Origin of the sequence: Serratia sp. SM04 (assembly GCF_040280225.1) — a bacterium.
Lineage (GTDB): Bacteria > Pseudomonadota > Gammaproteobacteria > Enterobacterales > Enterobacteriaceae > Serratia > Serratia sarumanii.
In genome coordinates this window covers 156,171-174,721 of record NZ_JBEOQT010000003.1, presented here as the reverse complement: position 1 = coordinate 174,721, position 18,551 = coordinate 156,171, and the positions used below count along the sequence as shown (strand labels likewise).

Below are 18,551 nucleotides of genomic sequence, written 5' to 3'. Positions count from 1 at the left end.
GCAAACCATGAAAACCTTGGTCATTGCGTTGGGCGGCAACGCCTTGTTGCAACGCGGAGCCGTGCTCTCTGCGGAAAATCAGTATAAGAGCATCGCCCTCATCGCCGACGCCATCGGCAAGCTGGCGCAGAAATACCGCATCGCCATCGTGCACGGCAACGGCCCGCAGGTGGGGTTGCTGGCGTTGCAAAATCTGGCGTACCGCGATGTGCCGCCCTATCCGCTGGATATTCTGGTGGCCGAAAGCCAGGGCATGATCGGCTATATGCTGGCGCAGCAGCTGAGCGCCAACCATCCGCAGCAGCCGGTGTCCACGCTGCTGACGCGGGTGCTGGTGGATGCGCAGGATGCGGATTATCAGGCGCCGAGCAAGTTCATCGGGCCGGTGTATGCGCCGGAACAGCGGCAGGCGCTGGAGGCCAAGTTCGGCTGGACGCTGAAGGCGGACGGCAACTATATCCGCCGGGTGGTGCCTTCGCCGGCGCCGCAAAAGATCCTCGACATCGAGGCGATCACCTTGCTGCTGTCGCAGCGGCATATCGTTATCTGCAACGGCGGCGGCGGCATCCCGATGATCGCCGGCGAGCATGGGCTGACGGGCAGCGAAGCGGTGATCGACAAAGATCTGGCGGCGGCGCTGTTGGCGGAGCAGGTGGGGGCCGATCATCTGGTGATCCTCACCGACGCCGACGCGGTGTATCAGGAGTGGGGCACGCCGCGCCAGCGCGCCATTCGGCGCGCCACCACGCAGGAGCTGGCGCCGATGGCGGTGGCGGACGGCGCCATGGGGCCGAAGATCATGGCGGTCAGCCGCTTCGTCGATCGCACCGGGCGGACGGCCCATATCGGCGGCCTGCAGGATATCGACGCGGTGCTGGCGGGCCAGGCCGGCACCTCTATTTTGCCTTAGCCGCCGTCGGTTTATCCGCGCCCGCGTTGGCGCGGATAAGTATGCCTAAATGGCATGATTTCAATAATTTTTATTCATTTCATGATGTTGCTCGCCTTGGCTAGAGTAAAAACACCCCGGTATTTACCGTCAAAAATTTGTCATTTTTATTTGCGACTATGCTTTTTGAAATGACATTTCGGCCAAGGATTGTTATGGATTCGCTCAGTGTTGATGAACTCGCCCAGAAGAAGGATCGCTGGTATCGCATTGTGGAGGAGATGTTGGCGGAAGCCGGCGTCGCCATCAACGGCCCGCGCGCCTGGGATATCCGGGTGCACAACCCGGCGCTGTTCAAACGCATTTTGCAGGAAGGCTCGCTCGGTTTCGGCGAAGGCTACATGGACGGCTGGTGGGAGTGCGAACGGCTGGATATGCTGTTCACCCGCATTCTGCAGGCCGGCGTCGATGAGCGGCTGCCGAAAAGCCTGAGCGACATCGCGCGCATCGCCTATGCCCGGCTGTTCAACCGCCAATCGCGCAAGCGCGCCTGGCAGGTGGGCAAAGAGCACTACGACATCGGCAACGACCTGTTCCGGGCGATGCTCGATCCCTACATGCAATACTCCTGCGGTTACTGGAAAGAGGCGCAGACGCTGGAGCAGGCGCAGCAGGCCAAGCTGCGGATGATCTGCGAGAAACTGCAGCTGAAACCGGGCATGACGCTGCTGGATATCGGCTGCGGCTGGGGCGGGCTGGCGCAGTTTGCGGCGCAAAACTACGGCGTCTCGGTGCACGGCGTGACCATTTCCGCCGAGCAGCAGAAGCTGGCGCAGGCACGCTGCGCCGGGCTGGACGTCGAGATCTTGCTGCAGGATTACCGCGATCTGGATCGCCAGTTCGATCGCATCGTGTCGGTCGGCATGTTCGAGCACGTCGGGCCGAAAAACTACGAGACCTATTTCAGCGTCGCGGCGCGCAACCTGAAGCCCGACGGCCTGTTCCTGCTGCACACCATCGGTTCCAATCAGACCGATCTCAACGTCGACGCCTGGATAGACAAATACATCTTCCCCAACGGCTGCCTGCCTTCGGTGCGGCATATCGCCGAGGCCAGCGAAGGGCGTTTCGTGATGGAGGATTGGCACAACTTTGGCGCCGATTACGATCGCACGCTGATGGCCTGGCTGGAGAACTTCAAACGTGCGTGGCCAGAGTTGGCCGGCGGCTATTCCGAGCGCTTCGAACGCATGTTCACTTATTACCTGAACGCCTGCGCCGGCGCGTTCCGTTCGCGCAACATTCAGCTGTGGCAGGTGTTGTTCAGCCCGGCGGGCGTGGAAGGCGGGGTGCGGGTCTATCGCTGATATCCCCGTCATATTTCAAGCTGCATCTGTGTTGGCTGCGTTTGCGCGCCCCGGTCGCTTACTTGAGTAAGTTCCCGGGGACTTACAAACTTGCCGCCTTGATGCAACTCGAACTATTTAGGGGATACCCTTCAATATTTACTTTGGGACAACACATATACCCAATGGATTTCCAGTTGCGTCTAGGCGGCAAACGTGAGAAACCCCAGGAGCTTAGATAACTAAGTGACTGGGGTTCGAACGTGCAGCCAACAACGATGCGGCTGGAAAGACGAAGGGTATATCAGTACAGCAGGGAGTACAGCTGGCGGCGATACTTAGCGGCCAGCGCGTCGCCGGTGCCGAGCGCGGCCAGAATGTCCATCAGGGTCTTGCGCGCGTTGCCGTTGGCGGCGGCCAGATCTTTCTTCAGATGCCCCATCAGCAGTTCCAGCGCTTCTTCGTTACGCCCGACCTGATGCAGCTGCAGCGCCAGCTGCACCGCCAGCTCGACGTTGCCCGGCTGCTGCTGCACCTGCTGTTGCAGCTGTTGGATTTCCGGCGTGTCCGCCGCCTGCTTCAACAGTTCAATCTGCGCCACCAGGCCCTGATAGCGGGTATCGCGATCCTGCAGTGGAATGGTCGCCAGCACCGCTTCGGCGTCTTCGCTGCGGCTGAGCGCGATCTGAGTTTCGGCCAGGGTCAGGCCGATGTCGCTGCGCTGTTGGCTGCTCTGCCAGGCGTCTTTCAGCAGCGGCAGCGCTTCGGCAGCGTTGCCGGCGGCCAGCAGTTCCTGCGCCTGCGCCAGTTTCAGATCTTCTTCCTTCGGCAGGAAACGCTGCAGCAAGTCGCGGATCGCTTCTTCCGGCTGCGGGCCCTGGAAGCCGTCGACCGGCTGACCGTCTTTGAACAGGTAGACGGTCGGAATGGAGCGCAGCCCGAATTGGGAGGCGATCATCTGTTCGGCGTCGCAGTCCACCTTGGCCAGAATGAACTGGCCGGCGTATTCCGCCGCCAGTTTGTCGAGCACCGGCGTGAGCTGCAGGCAGTGTTGGCTGCGCTCGGACCAGAAGTAGAACAGCACCGGAATGGACATCGACTGTTCCAGCGTCTGGTGCAGGTTAGTTTCGTTAATATCAACAACAGCTTGAGCTAGCATCTTTTTTCTCTCTGATCGTGCGGAGCCATGGGGTGTAGATGGGGGCGCGCCGCCATTCTTCAACCCCGGCGGGCGAATTAAGCGTTGCTGCGCAGCAGCCAATCCAGACAGCGGCCCGGTAGAATGCGGCGCAGCACGCTCATCGCGTGCGCCAGCAGGGTCACCGGGTAGCGCAGTTTGGCGCGCGGGCTTTCCAGCGCGTGGCGCAGCTTGGGCAGAATGGCCTCCGGCGGCAGCGTCAGGCGCTTGGCGATGCCGGGGTTATGCACCGGTTTGTCGCTCTGCGTCTGATTGACGTTCTGGCTAAAGTGGGTGGAAATCGGCCCCGGTTCGATCAGGCTGACCTGAATGCCGCTGCCGTGCAGCTCCATGCGCAGCGCGTCTGACCAGGCTTCCAGCGCGAACTTGCTGGCGGCGTAGGCGCCGCGCCCGGCGCTGGAGACCAGGCCCATCACCGAGCTGGTCTGGATAATGCGCCCTTCGCCGTGCGGCAACATCGCCGGCAGCAGCAACTGGGTCAACTGGTGGGTGCCGAACAGGTTGGTGGCGAACTGCCGCTCCAGCTGGCTGCGCGAGATGCCGCTGAGCGGGCCGTAAACGCCGAAGCCGCCGTTGTTGAACAGGGCGTACAGACGGCCGCCGGTCAGCGCGATCACCTCGGCGGCGGCGCGCTCGACGCTGGCGCTGTCGTCCAGATCCAGCTCGATGCCTTCCAGCCCGAGCTGGCGCATGTTTTCCACGTCCTGCGGCTTGCGGCAGGCGGCCAGCACCCGGTAGCCGCGGTTGCGCAGATCCTGCGCCGCAATCAATCCAATCCCGCTGGAGCAGCCGGTTATCAATACTGCTTTTTGCATAACTTTACCTAGTGTACGACCCTAATTTAGTTAGACTCATGTTTTACTAGCGGTTCCAGGCGCTCCGCCATCCAGGTGGCGATAAACGGCTGGGCGTCCCCATTGGGGTGCAATCCGTCATCCTGCATCCATTCCGGCTTCACCACCACCTGTTCCATATAGAACGGCAGCAGCGGAATGTTGAACTGTCTGGCCAGCGCCGGATAGACGGCGCTGAACGCCTCGGTATAGCGGCGGCCGTAGTTCGGCGGGATGCGGATCTGCATCAGCAGCGGCTGTGCGCCGGCCTGCTGCACCCGCGTGATGATCTGGCCGAGATCGCGCTGCATGTCCGGCGCCGGGAAACCGCGCAGGCCGTCGTTGGCGCCCAGCTCGATCAGCACCCAGCGTGGCTGATGCTGTTTCAGCAGCGCGGGCAGACGCGCCAGCCCCTGTGCGGCGGTGTCGCCGCTGATGCTGGCGTTGACCAGCTGCGGCGCGCCCGGTTTTTTCTGCCACTGTTCGGCCAACAGCGTCGGCCAGGCCCGCTCGATCGGCAGGCGGTAGCCGGCGCTTAAACTGTCGCCCAAAATCAACAAGGTATCGGCGGCGACAGCGCGTAAACTGAATAATCCCAACAGCAAAAGGAAGGGAAGATGCCAGCGGAAAACGTTCTTGAAGTTCATCATCTTAGTAAACACGTTGGTCAGGGTGAGCATCAGCTCACCATCCTTACCGGAGTCGAGCTGCTTGTCAAACCCGCGCAGACGATCGCCCTGATCGGTGAATCCGGATCGGGGAAATCGACCCTGCTGGGCATTTTGGCCGGGCTGGATGACGGCAGCGAGGGCGAGGTGCGCCTGCTGGGCGAGTCGCTGACCGCGCTGGACGAAGAAGGCCGCGCCGCGCTGCGCGCCAGGAACGTCGGCTTCGTGTTTCAGTCGTTCATGCTGGTGCCGACGCTGAACGCGCTGGAAAACGTGCAGCTGCCGGCGCTGCTGCGCGGCGAGAGCGACAGGCAGAGCCGCGAGCAGGCGGTGCAGCTGCTGGAACAGCTGGGATTGGGCAAACGGCTCGATCACCTGCCGGCGCAGCTGTCCGGCGGCGAGCAGCAGCGTGTGGCGCTGGCGCGCGCCTTCAGCGGCCGGCCGCGGGTGCTGTTCGCCGATGAACCGACCGGCAACCTCGATCGCCAGACCGGCGATCGCATCGCCGACCTGTTGTTCTCTCTCAACCGCGATTTTGACACCACCCTGATCCTGGTGACCCATGACGAAACCCTGGCGGCGCGCTGCCAGCGGCGGCTGCGGCTGCGTGAAGGCAAGCTGTGGGAGGAAGCATGATCTGGCGCTGGTTCTGGCGCGAATGGCGCTCGCCGTCGCTGCTGATCGTTTGGCTGGCGTTGACGCTCTCCGTGGCCTGCGTGCTGGCGCTGGGCAGCATCAGCGATCGCATGGACAAAGGGCTCAGCCAGCAGAGCCGCGATTTTATCGCCGGCGATCGGGTGCTGCGCAGTGCGCATCCGGTGCCGGAAGGCTGGCTGCTGGACGCGCAGCAGCAGGGGCTGACGCTGAGCCGCCAGCTGTCGTTCACCACCATGACCTATGCCGGCGACCGGCCGCAGCTGGCGGACGTGAAAGCCACCGATTTGGCCTATCCGCTGTATGGCAAGCTGGAAACGCGCCCGGCCAACATCAAGCCCGAACCGGGCAGCGTGCTGGTGGCGCCGCGTTTGCTGGCGCTGCTGAACGTGAAAGTGGGGGATTCGCTCGAGGTGGGCGACACCACGCTGCGCATCGCCGGTGAAATCATTCAGGAACCGGACGCCGGCTTCAACCCGTTCCAGACCGCGCCGCGCATCATGATCAACCTGGCGGACGTCGATAAGACCGGCGCGGTGCAGCCGGGCAGTCGCCTGACCTACCGCTACATGTTCGCCGGCGCCGAGCCGGATATTCAGCGTTACGAGGAGCGGCTGACGCCGCAGTTGACGCCGGATCAGCGCTGGTTCGGGCTGCAGGAGTCCGGCAGCGCGCTCGGCAAGTCACTGCAGCGATCCCAACAGTTCCTGCTGCTGTCGGCCCTGCTGACGCTGCTGTTGTCGATCGCCGCCGTGGCGGTGGCGATGAGCCACTATTGCCGCAGCCGCTACGATCTGATCGCGGTGCTGAAAACCCTCGGCGCCGGGCGCGGCGCGCTGCGTAAACTGATCGTCGGCCAGTGGCTGGCGGTGATGGCGCTGGCGGCGGTGTGCGGCGGGGCGATCGGGCTGGCGTTCGAAGCGCTGTTGATTCGCCTGCTGAAGCCGGTATTGCCGGCCGCGTTGCCCGCCGCCGGCGCCTGGCCGTGGCTGTGGGCGCTCGGCGCGCTGGTGCTGATTTCGCTGCTGGTCGGGCTGCGGCCGTACCGTCAGCTGCTGGCTACCCAACCGCTGCGGGTGCTGCGCCGCGACGTAGTGGCCAACGTCTGGCCGCTGCGCTACTTCCTGCCGGTGACGGCGGCGATCGTGGTGGCGCTGCTGGTGACGCTGATGGGGGCCAGCACGCTGCTGTGGGCGATCTTGGCGGGCATGGCGGTGCTGGCGCTGCTGCTGGGCGGCATCGGCTGGGGCAGCCTGCAGCTGCTGCGCCGCATCACGCTCAAGAGCCTGGCGCTGCGGCTGGCGGTCAACCGCCTGCTGCATCAGCCGTGGGTGACCATCAGCCAGCTGGCGGCGTTCTCGCTGTCGTTTATGCTGCTGGCGCTGTTGCTGGTGCTGCGCGGCGATTTGCTCGACCGCTGGCAGCAACAGCTGCCGCCGGACAGCCCGAACTATTTCCTGCTCAACATGACCGAGGCGCAGGTGCCGCAGGTGAAAACCTTCCTGCAGCAGCACCAGATCAAGCCGGAAACCTATTATCCGATCGTCCGGGTGCGCCTGACCGAGATAAACCAGCAGCTGGCGACCGAGCGGGTGCATGAAGACGATCCGGGCGGCGAGGCGGTGAACCGCGAGCTGAACCTGACCTGGCTGGCCGATCTGCCGGATCATAATCCGCTGGTGGCGGGCAGCTGGCCGCCGAAAAGCGGCGAAGTCTCGATGGATGAAGGCATTGCCGGGCGGCTGAAGATCAAGTTGGGCGACACGCTGACCTTCAGCGGCGATACGCAGGCGTTCAGCGCCAAGGTCACCAGCCTGCGCCAGGTGGATTGGGAAAGCCTGAAGCCGAACTTTTACTTTATCTTCCCGCCGGGCGCGCTGGACGGCCAGCCGCAGACCTGGCTTACCAGCTTCCGCTACGACGGCGACGGTCAGATGCTGACCCAGCTCAACCGCCAGTTCCCGACGCTCAGCCTGATGGACATCGGCGCGATCCTGAAACAGGTCGGCGGTGTGCTGCAGCAGGTCAGCCGCGCGCTGGAGGTGATGGTGGTGCTGGTGGTGCTGTGCGGCGGCCTGCTGCTGCTGGCGCAGGTGCAGGTCGGCATGCGTCAGCGCCGCCAGGAGCTGGTGGTGTATCGCACGCTGGGCGCCGGCAAACGGCTGCTGCGCCGCACGCTGTGGTGCGAGTTCGCCCTGCTGGGGCTGGTGGCGGGCATCGCGGCGGCGGTGGGCGCCGAGGCGGCGCTGTGGCTGCTGCAGAGCCGGGTGTTCGACTTTCCGTGGACGCCGACGCCGGTGCTGTGGTGGGCGTTGCCGCTGGCCAGCGCGCTGCTGCTGTCGCTGTGCGGCGGCTGGCTGGGCGTGCGCCTGCTGCGCGGCCGGGCGCTGTTCCGCAGTTATGATGGCTGATCTTGCTATCGCAGGTCCGTTGCCGCCAAGCGCGGCCGGGCCTGCCGATTTTCCGCCGCGCGTTACCGTGGCTTTTCTCCTTGTTCCCTTCCGCACGTCACGCTGATTTTTGTGAAATCGATTACATTTGTACTCTATCGATACAATGCGTATGGCAATGCTCTTACCAAACTCAGGCCGTTGCTTACTTTTTTTATGCATATAAATAATGAGTTAGACAGTAACCAAACGAGTTTGTCGTCTGTTGACGCGTAGGATTAAGGTTTAAAATTATGTAACCGCTTCCACTAATGTGATCGTACTCACTTATCTCCGACGCATTGCCTCCTATCATGTCGCACAACTGATGACCGTTTTCTCCTGGAGGCTGTATGAGCGCTACCGTTAAAGTTGCACCGGCGGAGAAAAGCCCGACCCATGTCGGCATGACTTTTTTCGTCTGTTTTTTGGCCGCCTTGGCCGGCCTGTTGTTTGGCTTGGATATTGGCGTAATCGCCGGCGCTCTGCCGTTTATTACCGACACTTTTCATATCACCAGCTCTCAGCAGGAGTGGGTGGTCAGCTCGATGATGTTTGGCGCCGCCGTCGGCGCCATCGGCAGCGGCTGGATGAACTTCCGGCTGGGGCGCAAATACAGTTTGATGATCGGCGCCATTCTGTTCGTCGCGGGATCGCTGTGTTCAGCGTTCGCCCCCAACGTGGAGGTGCTGATCGTTTCACGCATTCTGCTGGGATTGGCGGTGGGTATCGCTTCTTATACCGCGCCGATTTATCTTTCTGAAATCGCGCCGGAGAAAATCCGCGGCAGCATGATCTCGATGTATCAATTGATGATCACCATCGGTATTTTGGCGGCTTACCTGTCTGATACGGCATTCAGCTATACCGGCGCCTGGCGCTGGATGTTGGGCGTCATCACCATCCCGGCCGGGCTGTTGTTGGTTGGCGTGTTCTTTTTACCTGACAGCCCGCGCTGGCTGGCCTCGCGCAATCGTCATGAGCAGGCGCGCCAGGTGTTGGAGAAGCTGCGCGACAGCAGTGCCCAGGCGCAGCATGAGCTGAATGAAATTCGTGAAAGCCTCAAACTGAAGCAAAGCGGTTGGGCGTTGTTCAAAGGCAATAAAAATTTCCGCCGCGCGGTTTTCCTTGGCGTTCTTCTCCAGGTGATGCAGCAGTTCACCGGGATGAACGTCACCATGTATTACGCGCCGAAGATTTTCGGTCTGGCGGGCTTCGCCAGCACGGAACAGCAGATGTGGGGCACGGTGATCGTCGGTCTGGTCAACGTGCTGGCCACCTTTATCGCTATTGGGCTGGTCGATCGCTGGGGCCGCAAACCCACCCTGATCCTTGGGTTTATCGTGATGGCCGTCGGCATGGGGGCGCTGGGAACCATGATGAATATCGGCATGAACTCGGCGGTGGCGCAATATTTCGCCATCGTCATGCTGCTGATGTTTATCGTCGGCTTTGCCATGAGCGCCGGCCCGCTGATTTGGGTGCTGTGTTCAGAGATCCAGCCATTGAAAGGCCGCGATTTCGGCATCACCTGCTCCACCGCCACTAACTGGATCGCCAATATGATTGTGGGAGCGACGTTCCTGACCATGCTGAATTCGTTGGGTAGCGCGCACACATTTTGGGTCTATGCGGGGCTTAACGTGCTGTTTGTTTTCATCACGTTGGCGCTGATCCCGGAAACCAAAAATATTTCTCTGGAACATATTGAACGTAATCTGATGGCCGGCAAACCGTTGCGTAACATCGGCTCGCGTTGATCTTTGCGGCAAAAAAAGGTTCAGCCTGGGCTGAACCTTCTTCTTTTTCGGCGGCTTAAACCGTTAAGCCAGCTTCTGCTGCGCCCAGGCCAGCCCGCTTTGGTATTCGCCCGGCAGCAGCGGCGCCAGCGCCTGCAGCGCCTGGCGCAGATCGGCGGCGCTCGGGTCGTTCAGATTGAGATGGCCGACCTTGCGGCCCGGGCGCACCTCTTTCTCATACCAGTGCAGATGCACCAGCGGCAGCGACAGCCACTGTTCGTTGACGGCGGTGCCGATCAGGTTGACCATCACCGACGGCGTGCTCACCACCGGCTGCGGCAACGGCAGGCCGAGAATGGCGCGCAGGTGCAGCTCGAACTGGCTGATGGACGCGCCGTTTTGCGTCCAGTGGCCGCTGTTGTGCACGCGCGGCGCCAGTTCGTTGATCAGCAGCCGATCGCCGACGATAAAGCACTCCATCGCCATCACGCCGACGTAGTTCAGCTCGTTCAGGATCGCCGCCAGCATCTGCTCGGCCTGTTGCTGCAGCGCCGGGTTGGGCTGCGGCAGCGCCACGCTGGTGCGCAGGATGCCGTCTTCATGCAGGTTGTGGGTCAGCGGGTAGAATACCGAACGGCCGTCGTGGCCGCGCGCGCCCACCAGCGACACTTCGCCGGAGAAATTGATGCCTTGCTCGACGATGCACTCGCCATAGGCATCGGCCGGCAGTTCGGCTTCCTGCCCCGGGCGCAAGCGCCACTGGCCGCGGCCGTCATAACCGCCGACCCGGCGTTTGACGATCGCCAGCTCGCCCAGCGAAGCGAATACCTGCGGCCATTCGGCGGCGCTCGCCAGCAGCTGCCACGGCGCGGTCGCCAGGCCGAGCTGATCGAGCAGCTGTTTTTGCGTCAGGCGATCCGCCAGGCGCGGGAAAATGTCGCGGTTGACGAAGGCGCTGTGGGTCGCCAGCTCGCGCGTCAGCGCGGTTTCCGGCCAGCGTTCGATCTCGGCGGTAATGACGCTGTTCTGATACGGCACCGCTTCGGGCTCGGCATCGATGCCGACAGGGTAAACGGCGATGCCCAGCGGTTCTCCTGCCTGGCGCAGCATGCGCCCCAGCTGGCCATTGCCCAGTACGCAAACCGGCTTCATGCATCCTCCCGCGGATCGGGGTGGTTCAAGACGTCTTCGGTCTGCGCCTGACGCCAGTCCGCCAAACGCTGCGCCAGCGCGGCGTCGTGCAGCGCCAGGATCTGCATCGCCAACAGCCCGGCGTTGGCGGCGCCGGCTTTACCGATCGCCAGCGTGCCCACCGGAATGCCGCGCGGCATCTGCACGATGGAGTACAGGCTGTCTACGCCGCTCAGCGCGGCGCTTTGCACCGGCACACCCAGCACCGGCACCAGGGTTTTCGCCGCCAGCATGCCCGGCAGGTGCGCCGCACCGCCGGCGCCGGCGATGATCACGTCAAAACCGTTGGCGGTAGCCTGCTCGGCGAAGCTGAACAGCTTGTCCGGCGTGCGGTGGGCGGAAACGACTTCGACATGGAAGGGGACATCGAGCTGGGTCAGGACTTCGGCGGCGAACTGCATGGTGGCCCAGTCACTTTTCGATCCCATTACAATTGCGATTTTCGCCCCGGTAGTGGCGGCTGAAGCGGCGTTGGCTCCCATGGGTGTAAGGCTCCTGTGATTTGTCTGGCGTCGGCTGAGGGCCGAATGAGGGCGTAGAGCATACCATGAGCGCACGGCGAGGAAAACGGTTGCGTCGCCGGTTTTCACCGTCAAAAGCGCGAATTTTCACTCGCGCGCCAGTCCGGAATTCAGAATGGGAATTGGATCAGCTCGACGGCGTCGGCGCTGACTTTGATCATCGATCCTTCGACGTGCCAGGCCCCCAGCACCGCGCGATGGGCTTCGCCGTTGCTCAACGCCAGCCGGTGCACCGCCGGGCGATGGGTATGGCCGTGGATCATCCAGTGCACGTCGTGGCGCAGCATGGTTTGCTCGACCGCCTGCGGGTTGACGTCCATGATGGCTTCCGACTTGTCCTGGTTGGATTGCTGGCTGCGGGCGCGCATTTTGGCGGCGATCTTCAATCGCCAGCGCAGCGGCAGCGCCAGGAACAATTTTTGAATCAGCGGGTTGTGCACTTTACGGCGGAATTGCTGATAGGCGTGATCGTCGGTGCACAGGGTGTCGCCGTGCAGGATCAGGATCCTGCGGCCGTACAGCTCCAGCACTTTCTCTTCCGGCAGCAGCTGCATGCCGCTGGCGCGGGCGAAGCGCTTGCCGAGCAGAAAATCGCGGTTGCCGTGGATGAAGTAGCAGGGCACGCCGGCCTGTTGCAGCGCTTTCAGCGCCGCGGCGATCTCCGCGTGCAGCGGCTCGGGATCGTCGTCGCCGATCCAGGCTTCAAACAGGTCGCCAAGGATGTACAGCGCGTCGGCGTGCACCGCTTCGCGCCGTAAAAAACGCAGAAAACCGGCAGTGATTGCCGGTTCCTGTGCGCACAAGTGCAGATCTGCGATGAACAGCGTACTCATGCAGCCGCGATTACTCGCTGACGGTCACGCTGTTGATCACCACGTCTTCTACCGGTACGTCCTGGTGCATACCGCTGCGGCCGGTTTTCACGCCTTTGATCTTGTTGACCACGTCCATGCCTTCAACCACTTCAGCAAACACGCAGTAGCCCCAGCCCTGCACGTTTTCGCCGCGGAAGTTCAGGAAGTCGTTGTCAGCCACGTTGATGAAGAACTGTGCGGTGGCGGAGTGCGGATCGTTGGTGCGCGCCATTGCCAGGGTGCCGATGGTGTTTTTCAGACCGTTGTTGGCTTCGTTTTTGATGGTCGCGTTGGTCGCTTTCTGGTTCATGCCCGGCTCGAAACCGCCGCCCTGGATCATGAAGCCGTTGATCACACGGTGGAAGATGGTGTTGTCGTAGAAACCGGCGCGGCAGTAGTTCAGGAAGTTTTCAACGGTAACCGGCGCTTTGTCAGCAAAGGTCTTGATAACGATATCGCCGTGATTGGTGTGGAAAGTAACCATAGTTTTAATCCTAACAAGGTGAAGTGAGACGTCACGTAAAGCGAGTGAACATTCAGACCGCCCTTATAACATATCCGCCCCAGCGAGTCAGCAGCGGCTCAACCGCGCACTGTCTGTGGTAATCGCATTTGTGTTATATTATAACAATTGCGCCGGCCGCCGAATTTCGCGCATTTTATTCGCGTGAAATCAGCAAAGCATGGCCTTAACCTTGCAATAGATCAGGCTTCAGGTTTCAATACGCTACCGGGCGGAAACCTGAAGCCCGGTTATCTTTTTTGTTATCACGCACACCACGGAATCTCCCGATGCTAAAGATTTTTAATACCCTGAGTCGTCAAAAAGAGGAATTCAAACCCATTCATGCCGGGAAAGTGGGCATGTACGTGTGCGGGGTAACCATCTATGACCTGTGTCACATCGGGCACGGTCGTACCTTTGTCGCTTTCGACGTGGTGGCGCGTTACCTGCGCTACCTCGGCTATTCGCTGAACTACGTGCGCAACGTCACCGACGTGGACGACAAAATCATCCGCCGCGCGGCGGAAAATCATGAGACCTGCGACCAGCTGACCGAACGCATGCTGGCGGAAATGCACGCCGACTTCGACGCGCTGCTGATCGATCGCCCGGATCAAGAGCCGCGCGCGACCCAGCACATCGCCGAGATCATCGAGATCACCCAGCGCCTTATCGATCGCGATCACGCCTACGTGGCCAGCAACGGCGACGTGATGTTCTCCATCGACAGCGATCCGCAATACGGGCTGCTGTCGCGTCAGGATCTGGATCAGCTGCAGGCCGGCGCGCGCGTGGAGATCGACGACGTGAAGCGCAATCCGATGGACTTCGTGCTGTGGAAGATGTCCAAGCCGGGCGAGCCGAGCTGGCAGTCGCCGTGGGGGCCGGGCCGTCCGGGCTGGCACATCGAATGCTCCGCCATGAACTGCAAACAGCTGGGCACCCACTTCGACATTCACGGCGGCGGTTCCGATCTGATGTTCCCGCACCACGAGAATGAGATCGCACAGTCGAGCTGCGCCCACGACGGCCCGTACGTCAATTACTGGATGCACTCCGGCATGGTGATGATCGACAAAGAGAAGATGTCCAAATCGCTGGATAACTTCTTCACCATCCGCGACGTGCTCGGCCATTACGATGCGGAGACGGTGCGTTACTTCCTGATGTCCGGCCACTATCGCAGCCAGCTGAACTACAGCGAAGAGAACCTCAAACAGGCGCGTACCGCGCTGGAGCGCCTCTATACCGCGCTGCGCGGCACCGACGCCGACGCCGCGCCGGCCGGCGGCGAAGCGTTCGAAGCCCGCTTCCGCGAAGCGATGGACGACGACTTCAACACCCCGGAAGCCTACTCGGCGCTGTTCGATCTGGCGCGCGAGGTTAACCGCCTCAAGGGTGAAGATATGGCAGCGGCCAACGGCATGGCGGCGGAACTGCGCAAGCTGGCGAAGGTGCTCGGCCTGCTGCAGCAGGAGCCGGAGCAGTTCCTGCAAGGGGGCGCTCAGGTTGACGACGGCGAAGTGGCGGAGATCGAAGCGCTGATCAAACAGCGTAACGAAGCGCGCGCCGCGAAGGATTGGGCGCTGGCGGATGCCGCCCGCGATCGGTTGAACGAGATGAACATCGTGCTGGAAGACGGCCCGCAGGGCACCACCTGGCGCCGTAAGTAATCCAGCCGCAGGGAAAAACAAAAAAGGCGCTGAATTCAGCGCCTTTTTCTATGGCTGCGGGTCAGGGTTTAACCATGACCTTGCCGCCGTTGAACTCCACCACCTGATCGGCGACGATCTTGCAGCGCTTGCGGGTTTCGACCTTGCCGTCGACTTTCACCTGCCCTTCAGCGATGACTTCTTTGGCGGCGCCGCCGCTTTCACTCCAGCCCTGGAACTTCAGCAGATCGCACAGTTCGACGTGGGGATGATTGTCCAGATTGAAAATTTCCATACTGCCTTACTTATTTAGGTTGAACGTCGTGATATTCCTCGCAGGCCTGCAAGGTATTTTGGATCAGTGTAGCAACGGTCATCGGGCCAACGCCACCCGGCACCGGGGTGATGTAGGCGGCGCGCTCGCTGGCGGCGTCGAAATCGACATCGCCGACCACTTTACCGCTTTCCAGACGGTTGATGCCGACGTCCACCACGATGGCACCCGGTTTGATCCAGTCGCCCGGGATGAAGCCCGGTTTGCCGACCGCCACCACCAGCAGATCGGCGTTCTCGACGTGATGACGCAGATTCTTGGTGAAGCGGTGGGTGACGGTGGTGGTGCAGCCGGCCAGCAGCAGCTCCATGCTCATCGGGCGGCCGACGATGTTGGAGGCGCCGACCACCACGGCGTTCAGGCCGTAGGTATCGATGTTATAACGCTCCAGCAGGGTGACGATGCCGCGCGGCGTGCACGGGCGCAGCTTAGGGGCGCGTTGGCACAGGCGGCCGACGTTGTACGGGTGGAAGCCGTCGACGTCTTTGTCCGGGTGGATGCGTTCCAGCACCTTGACGTTATCGATGCCGGCCGGCAGCGGCAGCTGCACCAGAATGCCGTCGATTTCCTGATCGGCATTCAGCTGGTCGATCAACGCTAGCAGCTCGGCTTCACTGGTGGCAGCGGGCAGGTCGTAGGAGCGGGAAAGGAAGCCGACTTCATCGCAGGCGCGGCGCTTGCTGGCGACGTAAATTTGCGAAGCCGGGTTCTCGCCGACCAGCACAACCGCCAGCCCTGGGGCGCGTTTGCCGGCCGCCAGACGTTGTTTCACTTGCTCAGCCACTTCGTTTCTAACCTGCTGCGCAATCGTTTTACCATCAATAATCTTTGCTGACATCAGTGTGGAAATCCATCAATTAAGAAAAGCGGGGATGCCGCTATTCTGGCAGAAGCTGAGCGCGCTGTCAGGCGCAGAATCACCCTCGCGGCCGTTGCCGACGCCGATTTACGCTTTTTTTATGCTGGCCTCAGGATCCTCTACGCCATTTTTACCGGCACTTGGATACGCTGGGGCCGTTCACAGGGCGAAAGAGGGCAGGCTCATGAGGGCGATAACCCGGCTTTACCCGTTGCATCATCAGCCTGACGAGCAACCGGCGGAGCCTAAACGCATAGGGGAAACGGTGTTCGATTCTTCGCTGCATCCGGCGGACAGCGCGCAACTCACCGCGCTGCATCGGCTCGGCAAGCATGAAGGAGCGCCGTCGTGGCGGGCGCGCCTGAGCGCCCTGTGGCGGAAGCTGTGCGCATGAAAGGCTGTGCCTGGACAGGCTGCGCGCTGTTGCTGGTTTGGGCATCGGGGAGCCAGGCTTCTTTAAACAGCGCACGCCCCGACGCAACACTGGGGGAAAGGGGGGAGATGACCTGCAACGCGCGGGTGGTTGAGCATGCCGATTGGGGGGACATCGCCGCAGTGGTGCAGTCCGCCCGCCTTTGCCTGCGGCGGGGCGGTGGGCGGCAAGGGGCTGAGCGCGCGCCGATTTACGTAGGCCTCAGCCTGGCTCAGCATGGCGGCGCCCGGTTGACGGGAACCCTCGCCGCGCGGGCGCTGGCGGAAAAAACGCCATAAAGCACGGCCGCCGCCGTAACGCCATGAAAAGGCATTGACTCGCTAACCTCTGACCGTATAATCCCAACCCGCAGCCGCAGGTTGCCGCATCTCAATGCGCCCTTAGCTCAGTTGGATAGAGCAACGGCCTTCTAAGCCGTAGGTCATAGGTTCGAATCCTATAGGGCGTGCCATTACTCCCTTGATTTTCTTCCCCCTACTTGTTCCCTTGAAAACTCGACTGCGCTACCCGTACTCCCGTTGGCTCGCCGCTGAACGTCATGCTATGTTCATGCGTTAACTTTCAGTGAGTAGTAGAGAGAAAAATGCAAAGCTTATTCGTTTACGGCACCCTGGGGCCGGGCAGGCCCAACGCGCACATTATGGAAGCCATCGGCGGCAGCTGGGAAGAGGGTAGCGTCGGCGGCTCGCTGCTTAACGAAGGCTGGGGCGCCGAGATGGGCTACCCGGGCATCGTGCTGGATAACAGTGGCAATCGGGTGAACGGGTTTCTGTTCCGTTCAGCTAACCTCGTCAACCACTGGCCGACTCTCGATGCGTTTGAAGGTGAGGGTTATGAACGAGTGGCGGTCAGCGTCACCACCGCCGGCGGCGAAACCGTCGATTCGTTTATCTACATGCTGAAGAAATGATATGAAGCCGCCTCGCCGAATGAGTGCGAGGCGCTTGACCCGCCGGCAATTGAACCTTCGTTTATTTTGCCGCGCTACAATAGGCGAAAATTTCTCCACGGAGCCTATCGTGCGCAAATCCAGATTCCTGCTTGTGACCTTGCTGTGCCTGTGCGCCGCCGCCGTGCTGTACGTTATGGCTTACCGGGCGTTGGGGCATTACCTCAGCGACGGCGAGCAAGCTTACCCGGATATCACTGTTGAAATCCGCTGAGGGCCGTGCGGCGCCGCGCTGATTGCGCCGATTTTCGAACTTCGGCCGTTCGTCGCCGGGGGGGCAATACCGGCACCTTCAAGAGCGGCGGTTTCGAGTCGCGCCTGTTCGTGGTGCGTTGAGAAAAATGTCATATTTCCCATTCGGCGTTACATCTGGCCGAGCAAACTTACGCGGGGATGACAGTTCTATACATTGGGATTGGTACTGTAGCTCTACCCGATGATGTTGTGTGTTATCCATTCCCTGTAGTGTATTACCCCATCCCTGTTAAGTTTATCCCGCCTTGCGCGGGATTTTTTTTATCTGCGCATGCCTGGCAGAGTAACGCGATTTTTTTGAATAACACCGTCAGTTTTATTTGGTATTCAGCCGCTGCGCGCTTGATTAGATTGAACGCGAGAGGGGCGCCGTCGGCGTCTTTGTGCAATGAGTGGAGAATTTCTATGGCGAAGACAGTAGTGGTGTTTCATTCCGGCTACGGCCATACCGAGCGTTTGGCGAAAGTCGTGGCGGAAGGCGCCGGGGCGGAACTAATCGCCATCGATCAGAACGGCGATATCAGCGACGAAGCCTGGCAGACGCTGGATGAGGCGGACGCCATCATCTTTGGTTCGCCGACCTATATGGGCGGCCCGTCGTGGCAGTTCAAGAAATTCGCCGACGCCAGCTCCAAGGCCTGGTTCGGCCGCAAGTGGCAAGACAAAGTGTTCGGCGGCTTTACCAACAGCGCCAGCCTGAACGGCGACAAGCAGGTAACGCTGATCGCGCTGCAGACGCTGGCTTCACAACATGGCGGCCTGTGGGTCAGCCTGGGGCTGATGCCGGCCAACACCAAATCGGCGCAGCGCACCGACGTCAATAACCTGGGCGGTTCGGTGGGGCTGCTGGTGCAGACCCCGGCGGATGCCGGCGTGGATGAGATGCTGTCGGGCGATCTGGCGACCGCCAAGCTCTATGGCCAGCGCGTAGCGGGCTTTGCCGCCAAACTGGCGTAAGCCCTTCCGTGCAGAGAGGGCGGCGGTGCGGTTGAGCGGACGCCGCGTTCATTTTCTCTGCACAATTGGCGTGTAAGCTGCGAAATGTTATTAGCCTGCTTGGGCTAACACTGCATTTCGTACAAATATTCCCGGTTCCTAGGCCGGGTTTTTTGTTTCACGATGACTCCAGCCCGGTAGTTCGCTGGACTGCGACGTAGCCCGATACAGCAGGTTTATCAATAGCTTACGCGCTTCCATCATATGCCGGTGCTTTCTGAAACTTGACCCGGTTCTCCCTCGCGC

At 61.4% G+C, this 18,551-nt stretch carries 20 protein-coding genes and 1 tRNA gene; 12 read left to right on the top strand and 9 right to left on the bottom strand.

Annotated features, from left to right (window positions below; translation table 11 throughout):
* The first annotated feature begins 7 nt into the window (after positions 1 to 7).
* Both ABTW55_RS06490 and cfa read left to right on the top strand, forming a co-directional pair.
* Positions 8 to 910 carry a carbamate kinase gene (locus ABTW55_RS06490; protein WP_049242735.1) on the top strand — a complete coding sequence of 301 codons (903 nt, stop codon included), beginning with the start codon at positions 8 to 10 and terminating at the stop codon, positions 908 to 910.
* A 194-nt stretch (positions 911 to 1,104) separates the two neighbouring features.
* A complete protein-coding gene (gene cfa, locus ABTW55_RS06485; RefSeq protein ID WP_033637384.1) occupies positions 1,105 to 2,256 on the top strand; it encodes a cyclopropane fatty acyl phospholipid synthase in 1,152 nt (383 codons plus the stop codon).
* A 283-nt stretch (positions 2,257 to 2,539) separates the two neighbouring features.
* On the opposite strand, the gene ABTW55_RS06480 is transcribed toward cfa, so the two are convergent.
* The 3 genes from ABTW55_RS06480 to tesA form a co-directional block, all read right to left on the bottom strand.
* Entirely contained in the window at positions 2,540 to 3,394 is an 855-nt protein-coding gene (locus ABTW55_RS06480; protein WP_033647233.1) for a co-chaperone YbbN, read from the bottom strand.
* A 77-nt stretch (positions 3,395 to 3,471) separates the two neighbouring features.
* Positions 3,472 to 4,248 (bottom strand): SDR family oxidoreductase, encoded by a 777-nt coding sequence (locus ABTW55_RS06475; RefSeq protein WP_060420321.1) that lies wholly within the window; start codon positions 4,246 to 4,248, stop codon positions 3,472 to 3,474.
* Between the two features lie 26 nt (positions 4,249 to 4,274).
* A complete protein-coding gene (gene tesA / locus ABTW55_RS06470; protein ID WP_160866764.1) occupies positions 4,275 to 4,913 on the bottom strand; it encodes a multifunctional acyl-CoA thioesterase I/protease I/lysophospholipase L1 in 639 nt (212 codons plus the stop codon).
* Between tesA and ybbA the strand changes: the two genes are divergently transcribed.
* From ybbA to ABTW55_RS06455, 3 genes are all read left to right on the top strand, one after another.
* Positions 4,884 to 5,570: a putative ABC transporter ATP-binding protein YbbA gene (gene ybbA, locus ABTW55_RS06465; RefSeq protein ID WP_004940192.1), complete on the top strand. Its 687-nt coding sequence runs from the start codon at positions 4,884 to 4,886 to the stop codon at positions 5,568 to 5,570. The genes tesA and ybbA overlap by 30 nt on opposite strands.
* The gene (gene ybbP / locus ABTW55_RS06460) at positions 5,567 to 7,999 is read left to right on the top strand and encodes a putative ABC transporter permease subunit YbbP (RefSeq protein ID WP_041033729.1); all 2,433 of its coding nucleotides are present in this window, start codon (positions 5,567 to 5,569) and stop codon (positions 7,997 to 7,999) included. Before ybbA ends, ybbP begins: the two co-directional genes overlap by 4 nt.
* 371 nt (positions 8,000 to 8,370) lie before the next feature.
* Positions 8,371 to 9,777, top strand: coding sequence for a sugar porter family MFS transporter (locus tag ABTW55_RS06455; protein WP_033647230.1), 1,407 nt, complete (start codon positions 8,371 to 8,373; stop codon positions 9,775 to 9,777).
* Between the two features lie 63 nt (positions 9,778 to 9,840).
* On the opposite strand, the gene purK is transcribed toward ABTW55_RS06455, so the two are convergent.
* The 4 genes from purK to ppiB form a co-directional block, all read right to left on the bottom strand.
* Positions 9,841 to 10,908: a 5-(carboxyamino)imidazole ribonucleotide synthase gene (gene purK / locus ABTW55_RS06450; RefSeq protein ID WP_043146773.1), complete on the bottom strand. Its 1,068-nt coding sequence runs from the start codon at positions 10,906 to 10,908 to the stop codon at positions 9,841 to 9,843.
* Positions 10,905 to 11,429, bottom strand: a complete 525-nt coding sequence (purE, locus tag ABTW55_RS06445; protein ID WP_033653219.1) for a 5-(carboxyamino)imidazole ribonucleotide mutase — start codon at positions 11,427 to 11,429, stop codon at positions 10,905 to 10,907. The genes purK and purE overlap by 4 nt, the downstream gene beginning before the upstream one ends.
* 149 nt (positions 11,430 to 11,578) lie before the next feature.
* Positions 11,579 to 12,301: a UDP-2,3-diacylglucosamine diphosphatase gene (locus ABTW55_RS06440; protein ID WP_047568932.1), complete on the bottom strand. Its 723-nt coding sequence runs from the start codon at positions 12,299 to 12,301 to the stop codon at positions 11,579 to 11,581.
* A 10-nt stretch (positions 12,302 to 12,311) separates the two neighbouring features.
* Positions 12,312 to 12,806, bottom strand: a complete 495-nt coding sequence (ppiB, locus tag ABTW55_RS06435) for a peptidylprolyl isomerase B (protein WP_004940183.1) — start codon at positions 12,804 to 12,806, stop codon at positions 12,312 to 12,314.
* Between the two features lie 308 nt (positions 12,807 to 13,114).
* Between ppiB and cysS the strand changes: the two genes are divergently transcribed.
* Positions 13,115 to 14,500, top strand: a complete 1,386-nt coding sequence (cysS, locus tag ABTW55_RS06430) for a cysteine--tRNA ligase (protein WP_033637393.1) — start codon at positions 13,115 to 13,117, stop codon at positions 14,498 to 14,500.
* Between the two features lie 61 nt (positions 14,501 to 14,561).
* Here cysS and ybcJ read toward each other — a convergent pair whose 3' ends face one another.
* Positions 14,562 to 14,774, bottom strand: a complete 213-nt coding sequence (ybcJ, locus tag ABTW55_RS06425; protein WP_060420317.1) for a ribosome-associated protein YbcJ — start codon at positions 14,772 to 14,774, stop codon at positions 14,562 to 14,564.
* 10 nt (positions 14,775 to 14,784) lie between these two features.
* Positions 14,785 to 15,651, bottom strand: a complete 867-nt coding sequence (gene folD / locus ABTW55_RS06420) for a bifunctional methylenetetrahydrofolate dehydrogenase/methenyltetrahydrofolate cyclohydrolase FolD (RefSeq protein WP_033637396.1) — start codon at positions 15,649 to 15,651, stop codon at positions 14,785 to 14,787.
* Positions 15,652 to 15,856: 205 nt separating this feature from the next.
* Here folD and ABTW55_RS06415 point away from each other — a divergent pair, with 205 nt between their 5' ends.
* The 6 genes from ABTW55_RS06415 (at position 15,857) to ABTW55_RS06390 (ending at position 18,266) form a co-directional block, all read left to right on the top strand.
* A complete protein-coding gene (locus ABTW55_RS06415; protein ID WP_033637398.1) occupies positions 15,857 to 16,066 on the top strand; it encodes a hypothetical protein in 210 nt (69 codons plus the stop codon).
* A 107-nt stretch (positions 16,067 to 16,173) separates the two neighbouring features.
* The gene (locus ABTW55_RS06410; RefSeq protein WP_146224400.1) at positions 16,174 to 16,383 is read left to right on the top strand and encodes a hypothetical protein; all 210 of its coding nucleotides are present in this window, start codon (positions 16,174 to 16,176) and stop codon (positions 16,381 to 16,383) included.
* Positions 16,384 to 16,479: 96 nt separating this feature from the next.
* Positions 16,480 to 16,556, top strand: a tRNA-Arg gene (locus ABTW55_RS06405).
* Positions 16,557 to 16,688: 132 nt separating this feature from the next.
* On the top strand, positions 16,689 to 17,015 hold the full coding sequence (locus ABTW55_RS06400) for a gamma-glutamylcyclotransferase family protein (protein WP_033647222.1): 327 nt from the start codon (positions 16,689 to 16,691) through the stop codon (positions 17,013 to 17,015).
* 109 nt (positions 17,016 to 17,124) lie between these two features.
* Entirely contained in the window at positions 17,125 to 17,268 is a 144-nt protein-coding gene (locus ABTW55_RS06395) for a hypothetical protein (RefSeq protein WP_162882640.1), read from the top strand.
* 446 nt (positions 17,269 to 17,714) lie between these two features.
* Positions 17,715 to 18,266 (top strand): flavodoxin family protein, encoded by a 552-nt coding sequence (locus ABTW55_RS06390; RefSeq protein ID WP_033653217.1) that lies wholly within the window; start codon positions 17,715 to 17,717, stop codon positions 18,264 to 18,266.
* The last annotated feature ends 285 nt before the right edge of the window (positions 18,267 to 18,551 follow it).